The 5,949-nt window shown below is 73.8% G+C and carries 6 protein-coding genes; 1 reads left to right on the top strand and 5 read right to left on the bottom strand.

Annotation, left to right across the window (positions count from 1 at the left end; all coding sequences use genetic code 11):
- The 5 genes from WMI84_RS16390 to WMI84_RS16370 form a co-directional block, all read right to left on the bottom strand.
- On the bottom strand, positions 1-425 hold a 425-nt coding region (locus WMI84_RS16390), incomplete at its 3' end, for a type II secretion system F family protein (RefSeq protein ID WP_347354846.1).
- A complete protein-coding gene (locus WMI84_RS16385; protein ID WP_347354845.1) occupies positions 422-1,174 on the bottom strand; it encodes a type II secretion system F family protein in 753 nt (250 codons plus the stop codon). The genes WMI84_RS16390 and WMI84_RS16385, both read right to left, overlap by 4 nt.
- On the bottom strand, positions 1,171-2,316 hold the full coding sequence (locus WMI84_RS16380; RefSeq protein ID WP_347354844.1) for a TadA family conjugal transfer-associated ATPase: 1,146 nt from the start codon (positions 2,314-2,316) through the stop codon (positions 1,171-1,173). Before WMI84_RS16380 ends, WMI84_RS16385 begins: the two co-directional genes overlap by 4 nt.
- Positions 2,313-3,059, bottom strand: a complete 747-nt coding sequence (locus tag WMI84_RS16375) for a hypothetical protein (protein ID WP_347354843.1) — start codon at positions 3,057-3,059, stop codon at positions 2,313-2,315. Before WMI84_RS16375 ends, WMI84_RS16380 begins: the two co-directional genes overlap by 4 nt.
- 627 nt (positions 3,060-3,686) lie before the next feature.
- Positions 3,687-4,544, bottom strand: coding sequence for a Fic family protein (locus WMI84_RS16370; RefSeq protein WP_347354842.1), 858 nt, complete (start codon positions 4,542-4,544; stop codon positions 3,687-3,689).
- 209 nt (positions 4,545-4,753) lie between these two features.
- Between WMI84_RS16370 and trpS the strand changes: the two genes are divergently transcribed.
- Positions 4,754-5,839, top strand: coding sequence for a tryptophan--tRNA ligase (gene trpS / locus WMI84_RS16365; protein WP_347354841.1), 1,086 nt, complete (start codon positions 4,754-4,756; stop codon positions 5,837-5,839).
- Positions 5,840-5,949 lie beyond the last annotated feature (110 nt).

The following is a 5,949-nucleotide window of genomic DNA, read 5'->3' as shown; positions in this document are numbered from 1 at the left end:
GTCCGGGCCAGGGCGACCACGAGCGGGACCACGGTCGTCAGGCAGAAGGCCGGGAGGAGCACGAGCCCGAGCGGCATGACGAGCCGGACCCCGACCTTCGCCGCGGTGACCTCGATCCGCTCCAACCGTTGCGCAGCCAGGTCGTCGGCCGCCTTGAGCAGCAGCGGGCCGGGACGCAGCCCCGCCAGCTGGGCCAGTGCCACGGCGCGACCGGCCGGCTCCCAGACCGGGCCCACGGAAGCCCAGGCGTCCTGCTCGGTCGCCCCCCAGCGGACGGCGGCCGCCACCTGCCGGAGGTCGCGCGCCACGACCTCCGGTGACTCCGCAGCTACCGCCTCGAGCACGCCGGTGGTCGGCAGACCGGACCGGTAGCCGAGCGCGAGCAGGACCAGTGCCGACGACACCTGGGCCGAGGTGCAGGTCATGTCGAGTGACCGGCCCGCCGGACGAGGCGCCGGCACCATCGGCGCCCGAGCCAGATCAGGGCGACGCCGGTGCCGAGGCACGCCGCGCCCACGGCGTTGCCGTAGAGGTCGGCGGGAGACACGCCGCAGGCCAGCCCGAACAGCGGCCCGGTCAACGGCAGCACGGTCAACACCGTCACGGTGGCCTGCGGTCCGGCCACCGCCGCGCGGACCTTGCGCTGTGCGGCCAGCGTCCCGCGCAGCTCGGCCGCGGCCCGGTCCACGGCTTCGGCGAGCGGGCAGCCGGTCGCCTCGGACAGCCCCCACGCGGCAGCCACTCCGTGCAGGGCCACGGACCCGGTTCGGTCGGCCGCCTCCCGCCAGAGACACCCCACCGGCAGGCCTTCCCCTGCGGCCTGTACCGCCCGACGGACCAGCCCACCGAGAGCAGCGGGGGACTCCGTCGGCAAGGTGGCCCCGGCCACCTCGAGGGCGCGGGCTGGGGTGAGTCCGACGTGCAGGGATGCGGCTGCACCGTCGAGCAGGGCCAGGACCGCCCGCTCGAAGGACCCGTCCCCACCCCTGCGCCGGCGTCGCCGCCACAGCTCGACCGGGTCCTGGTGCCAGAAGGTGCCGACTCCGGCCGCCTCAGGTGCCGGCACCCGGTCAGGACCGACCCGGCCCCGCAGGAGCGCACCGGTGCGCACCCGTCGGACCGGCCACACCAGCACCGCGAGCAACACCAGCACGGCGACCCCGGCCGCGCTCATGCCAGCACCGAACGATCCGACAGGCCCAACCGACTGCGCAACAGGGGCCAGCCGGCCGCAGCCCGGACCGCGGACCCGTCCCATTCGAGTGCCGGCAACACGACCGGGTCGGCCCCCGCGCGGTCGACGACACCCACCGTCCCGAGCCGGCGGACCCCGCCGCGCCGGCACACGTGCAGCACGACCGCGATGGCGGCGCCGAACTGGACCCGGACCGCGGCCGGGCCCAGCCCGGCCAACACCCCGAGAGCCTCGAACCGCGCCACCACGTCTGCCGCCGTGTTCGCGTGGAGCGTTCCGCACCCGCCCTCATGGCCGGTGTTCAGGGCGGCCAGCAGCTCGCGGACCTCCGCCCCTCTCACCTCGCCGACGACGATCCGGTCCGGCCGCATCCGCAGCGCCTGCCGGACCAGGGTCGTGAGCGTCACCTCGCCGATGCCCTCCACGTTGGGCGGTCGCGCCTCCAGACGGACGACGTGCGGGTGGTCGATGAGCAGCTCCCGCACGTCCTCGACCACCAGCAGGCGTTCGCGGGGATCGACGAGACCGAGCAGGGCCGCCAGCAGCGTGGTCTTCCCGGCGCCGGTCCCACCGGAGACGACGAACGCGACCCTTGCCTCGACGAGGCCGCGCAGCACCGGGTCGAGCGCAGGCGGCACCATACCGGATGTCTCGAGGTCGCCGAGCGACAGATGCCGCCGGGCGGGCACCCGGATGGTGATGTGGGCCCCACCCGCGACCAGTGGTGGCAGCACGGCGTGCAGGCGCGCCCCGGACGGCAGCTGCCCGTCGACCCACGGACTCGCGTCGTCCAGGCGGCGCCCGGCCATCCCCGCCAGCCGGACGGCCAGCGAGCGAGCGGCCGCGCGCTCCAGTGGTATGCCCACCCATTCCGGCCCACTGCCCCGATCCACCCAAAGCCGTCCGTCACCGTTGACGCCGGCGTCGGTGACGTCCGGCTCGGCCAGCCACGGCTCGAGCGGGCCCGCTCCGAGCACCCGGGCCGACAGCTCGTCGACAGAGGCGGTGACCCGCGCCGACCCGAGCGCTCCCACCTCCTCACGGGCGACGTCCACGACTCGCTCCCGGTCCGGATGGCGGCCGGCGCGAGCCTGGTCCCACATCGCGGAGCTGAGCGTCATGCGCTCCTCCCGAGCTCGGCACCCAGCGAGGCGAGCCGGAGCAACAGCCGGTCGGCGAGCGCAACGAGGGGTCCCCGGCCACGGTGACCGGGTGGGATCCCGTCGGCCATCTCCCCGGCGAGCTTCCCGTCCTCGCCCAGCGACCCCACCACCTCGACGTCGAGCTCGTCGATCACGACGTCCTCGAGCTCACCCGCGCCCGGGCCACGCAGCACCGCCCACGGGTCGGCCCCGAGGGTGTGCAGGGTCGGCACGAGCGTCGCGGCGGCCGCGAGCTGGGCGGTCCGGGTGCCGACCACGACGACGATGGCGTCGGCCAGTGCCACGACCGGGCGCAGCACCCGCTCGTCGCGGCACGCGTCGAGAACCGTGACCGCATGCGCCTCGGCGAGCCCGGCGACCACGTCGGGCACCCGCTCCACCCACGAGGCCGGCTCGAGCTGCAGGTCCGCGACGCCCTCGCCCGCGGTCGGCATCGCGAGCACCGACAGGTCGAGCACCGCGGGCAACCGCGCGGCGAGCCGCTCACCGTCGACGACCCCGGAGGCCGCGGTGAGCCGGTCCCATCGCCAGCCCGGCTCCTGCTCGATGCCGAACACCACGTCCAGACCCCCGGACCACGGGTCGAGGTCGACGACGGCGGTGCTTCGGCCGGCCGCAGCCGAGCGCACGGCGAGGGCCGCCGCGAGCGAGCTCGCTCCTACCCCGCCCGAGGACGGCAGCACCGCGATGATCTGTCCCATGTTCCGACCGTGCCGGAACCGCCCGCCGACGACCAGCGCCGTCGTGCAGTCGGTGGACGACGCCCGTCCGGGGACTGCGGATGTGGACAACCGGGTGACCATGAGTGATGGCCCCGGCCGGGGGGGCGACCGGGGCCACCGTACGCTTCTGGCGCCGGGGGGGAGGCTCCAGTTGCGCGACGCTCGACCCAACGGGGAGCGCTACCACCATCGTGAGACCGCACGGGACCAAATGCAAACCGGCGCGCGGACGGGCAGCCCTACCCTCGTGGTCGCGTCCCCGGCGACATGCTGGAGGCCCCGGCACTTCAGCTGGGGCCTCCCCGAGAGATCCGGCTACCAAGCGTGCATCCGACTGTCACCCCGGTTGTGTCTCCGGGGGTGGACGGTTCCAAGTGAACTGCTCTCGCGTGGGTACCTGGTCTCGCCTCGGTCTGTTCAATCTTGCCGTGGATCCGGGCCGACGCCTCTCGGCGTTGTGGTTCCTGTGCTCCCTTTCTACCCCAACCCCGACCCCGGGAGCCAGCCCTGCACGGCATACCCGGGAAGTTCTGTCCATCCCGACAGACAGGCCACCGGACGGCCCGGCCCTGGTGCCCACTCGACGGTCGACCGGTCGGCGACGGGTCAGCGCGGCACCCGCCCGGCCCGCACCCCGTCGCAGACCCGCATCCCCTCGGCCACCCCGGCCAGCATCGCGTCCGCGGCATGCCGCAGCCACAGCGCCACCCCCTCGACGCTGCCCTGCGCATACCCTGCCAGCGCGCCGCCGTAGACATGGCTGCGCTGCGTCAGGTGGCCCATCTCCGGCACGGCCACCCCGGTCGGTTCGAGTCCGGTCGCCTGCACCAGCGCCCGTTCCATGGCCCTGGCCACGATGCCGTTGCCGTAGACGAACGGTCGCACCGCGACGATCTCGGCATGCACGAGGGCGGCCACGACGAGACCCGGGACCTGGCCGGAGGCGGCGGCTTCGACGAGGTCGGTCAGCCCGGACAGGCGCGCCGCGACCACGTCCGCGCCCGGCGCGGGACCGGCGTCGGCGAACTCCTCGCACGTCTCGTCCCCGACCCGCGGGCGCCCGAGCACCGCGGCATCGAGGACCTGTCCGAACCCCGCGACGTGCAGCCGGGCCAGGGCCTGCAACGGGGCAGAGCGCACGAGGCCCACGATCCGTTCGCTCTCCGCCGTCGCCTGCACGGCGGCACGCACATCGGCCACGCCCGGGTCGGGGTTCGCGGGCCACGGCCGGGCCCCGCTCATCAGCTCTCGTACCGTGTCGATGGGCAGCCGGGCCCCGCCGAGCTCGGCGCTGGCCGCAGCCCCCCGGACGCGTGACTCGGCGGCAGCCTCCGGGATCCGCCGCCGCAGCGCCTCGTGGAAGCGCAACCGGGTGCAGGCGGCCCGGACCGCCTCGGCCCGGTCGGCGACCCCGGGAAGGTCGACGAGGGTCGTGATCTGGGCGATTAGCCGGGCGTCGGGCACCCCTTCACTCTAGGAGCCCCGCGGTCGAGGCGATCGGGTCGATCGATCGGGTCGATCCAACCGGGTCGATCCAACCGGGTCGATGTAATACCGCGGCCCAGGGGCCTCGCCAATACATCGACCCGCGGCTCACCGGATCGGCGGGGAGTTGCGGGTGGTGGGTGCCACCGATCCGTGTCACCCTTGGGCGCCTGTCCCAAGGAGCTGCCATGACCAGCCGCACCGCCGAGCGCGACACGTATGCCGCTGCCCTCGCCACCAGCAACCGCCTCGACGCGCTCATCGACGAACACGCCGCACAGGACCCGGCCCGGTTCCGGGTGCTGACCGGCGACCGGCCGACCGGACCGCTGCACATCGGTCACTATCTCGCGAGTCTGCGCAACCGGGTCCGGCTGCAGGACAAGGGAGTGGAGACATTCGTGGTCATCGCCGACTACCAGGTCGTCACCGATCGTGACTCCGTCGGCCGGATCGACTCGAACGTGCGAGACCTGCTCCTCGACTACCTCGCCGCAGGCCTCGACCCGGCCCGGACCACGATCTTCACGCACAGCGCGGTGCCTGCCCTGAACCAGCTCATGGTGCCGTTCCTGTCGCTGGTGACCGACGCGGAGCTGCGCCGCAACCCGACCGTCAAGGACGAGCTCGCGCTATCCGGTGGGCGGCCGCTGTCGGGACTGCTGCTGACGTATCCGGTGCACCAGGCCGCGGACATCCTCTTCTGCCGGGCGCGGGTCGTGCCGGTGGGTCGTGACCAGCTGCCGCACCTCGAGCTGACCCGCGCGATCGCACGCCGTTTCAACAGCCGGTATGCCGCCGGGCGCCGTGTCTTCGCCGAGCCGGAGGCCCTGCTGGGTGAAGTTCCCCTGCTGATGGGTCTGGACGGGACCAAGATGAGCAAGTCGAAGGGCAACGTCATCAACCTGAAGGACACCGCCGACGAGACCGCTGCGCGGATCCGGGCCGCCCGGACCGACCTGGTCCGCCGGATCACCTTCGAGCCCGAGCGCCGGCCGGAGGTCGCCAACCTGTTGACGATCGCGGGGCTGTTCCTCGGGCAGTCGCCCGAGACGGTGGCCGACGAGATCGCCGACGGTGGTGCGCGAGGACTCAAACAGGTCGTCACGGCGGCCGTCAACGAAGGCCTGGCCGCACACCGGGCCAGGCGGGCCGACCTCGCGCGGGACACGGGCTACCTGACCCGGGTGCTGCGCGAGGGCAACGCCCGGGCGAACGAGGTCGCCGACGAGACCTTGGCCATGGTCCGCGCCACGACGGGTATGACCTACTGAGGGGGGCCCGCGGTCCCGCCCAGGCACACCCGGGCACCCGCCAGACACCCGGTTCGATGTAATACCGCCGCCCAGAGGCCTCGCGAATACATCGACCCGGGACTGTCGGG

Origin of the sequence: Intrasporangium sp. (assembly GCF_039812505.1) — a bacterium.
In the GTDB taxonomy this organism is placed as follows: Bacteria; Actinomycetota; Actinomycetes; order Actinomycetales; family Dermatophilaceae; genus Intrasporangium_A.
The sequence above is the reverse complement of the archived record's forward strand: the minus strand, read 5'-3'. Positions and strand labels throughout refer to the sequence as shown.